General features: G+C 29.3%; 2 protein-coding genes. Both read right to left on the bottom strand.

Annotation, left to right across the window (positions count from 1 at the left end; genetic code table 11):
- Positions 1 to 559: 559 nt before the first annotated feature.
- The gene (locus tag H602_RS0109525) at positions 560 to 1,285 is read right to left on the bottom strand and encodes a GLPGLI family protein (protein ID WP_026977784.1); all 726 of its coding nucleotides are present in this window, start codon (positions 1,283 to 1,285) and stop codon (positions 560 to 562) included.
- A 53-nt stretch (positions 1,286 to 1,338) separates the two neighbouring features.
- Complete coding sequence (locus tag H602_RS0109520) at positions 1,339 to 1,629, bottom strand: hypothetical protein (RefSeq protein ID WP_026977783.1); 291 nt, start codon at positions 1,627 to 1,629, stop codon at positions 1,339 to 1,341.
- Positions 1,630 to 1,699 lie beyond the last annotated feature (70 nt).

The raw sequence follows: 1,699 nt of genomic DNA, 5'->3' as shown, positions 1-1,699 counted from the left end.
AGCGATTGCCCAATCAATATAAGGAGCTGAGCTATCTTGTGCATTCTTACTTTCTGCCTTAAAGTCTCTTAATAAAGTTTTGGGAGGATTGGTATTATTCGCCATTCCACTTCCCACAAAAGCCATCATTGCGACAGCACTAAAAATAAATTTTTTCATCGTATTAAAATTTTAAGATAAGCTAGTCTTTATTGACTCACAGCTCAAAAATAGAACAAGAAAAAAAATAGTAATCGCAAAAATTTTATACTAACTAACACATTATTAACTTAGAAAAAAATTCTGCAATGGCAAGATACTGTTTTTATTTTGAACGTTTTTAGAGGTAGAAAAGTATTTTAAATGGTTCATTACATTCATTATAATCTTGGTGTTTTTAGCTTTTTACAAATTGATTTTTGTTTTTTCTTTTAACTTATCTACAATAATATTTGCCTATTCTAAGGGTTGATTTAGGGAATCAGAAACTACTCCGGTTATTATTTTTTGAGAAAAAGCGGAGAGGGAAAGTAGGAGTAAAAGTAGTAGAGATTTGGGCATTACCATTGAATTTTACATCTTAATCTTTTACAGAGTTCTTTAGTTGTTGCATTTCATCTTCAATTTTTGTGTTTAATTCAGCTAAAGTCATAGTTTTGACTTTCTTCAAAAATGAAGGGTCAAAATCTAAATCTGAATTTAAATCAATTTGTTTTGCCGCAAAAACAACGTTTCGGACTTGAAGTTGCAATATCAAACCTGGTAAATTGTTATAGCCATTTGGGCCGTAAGGAAATGGTAATTCCGGACAATACCAAGCAATGACGGGATGGTTAAAATTTTTTTTAGAACCATTTTCAACTCGATGTGTATTTGAAGCCTTGTAACATAAAAAATTGTCAATCATTTTGGTTTCGTTATGTAATTGCCAATTATCTTTCAAAACTTCTTTAACTAAAATATTCCTACCGTAAGTCCTAGATTCCGAATAAGTGTGTTCTTTCAGTTGATGAACCTCGCCAGAAAATCCAATAAAAATTGTTGAAGTTCTAATTTTATCATCTTCCGAAGTGCCTAACATCGGTATTTGGTAAAATTTAGATCCTGATTTATTTATAATTAAGCCAAATAGCATCCTATTTGCAGATGACATTGCATCAACAAATAGTTCCCTAAAATCAGGATCCGCTTTTGCTAAAATTTCGTCTTCTTGAAGTTTGACAGTATACTGGACGTATATATTTTTTGATTGTGCAGAAAAAAAATTTACAGATAAAATAGCAATAAATAAAAAAATTGATTTCATAAATTAGATTGTTATAAGCACATTAATTAATTTAATGTGCTTATCATAAATTATTAATTTTGGCTTACTCCTTCAATTTCTTTGACATTATTATAAACACAGCGAAAATAATATATATAAGAATAATCACTAGCCTGATCAGCAGAATACCCTAAATCTCGTGCTAAATTATACGCGCGATATTTAACTAAATCACAATTTTCCCTTATTATTTTGGTTTCATATTTTTCACTTAAATCAAAAGAGAAACTTTCCTCAAATAGATCGTCAATGGCAATATTATTTGCCATACTACTTCCCACAAAAGCCATCATTGCGACAGCACTAAAAATAAATTTTTTCATTGTATTAAAATTTTAAGTTACGTTAGTCTTTATTGACTGACAAACCAAAAGTAGAAAAAAAAAAAAAAAA

The sequence above is a fragment of the Flavobacterium tegetincola DSM 22377 genome, assembly GCF_000425485.1.
Classification (GTDB): Bacteria; Bacteroidota; Bacteroidia; order Flavobacteriales; family Flavobacteriaceae; genus Flavobacterium; species Flavobacterium tegetincola.
This window is presented reverse-complemented; position numbering and strand designations above follow the sequence as displayed.

Coding starts and splice junctions, on each gene's coding strand:
- H602_RS0109520 (WP_026977783.1), bottom strand. CDS start 1,629: ATGAAAAAATTTATTTTTAGTGCTGTCGCAATGATGGCTTTTGTGGGA.
- H602_RS0109525 (WP_026977784.1), bottom strand. CDS start 1,285: ATGAAATCAATTTTTTTATTTATTGCTATTTTATCTGTAAATTTTTTT.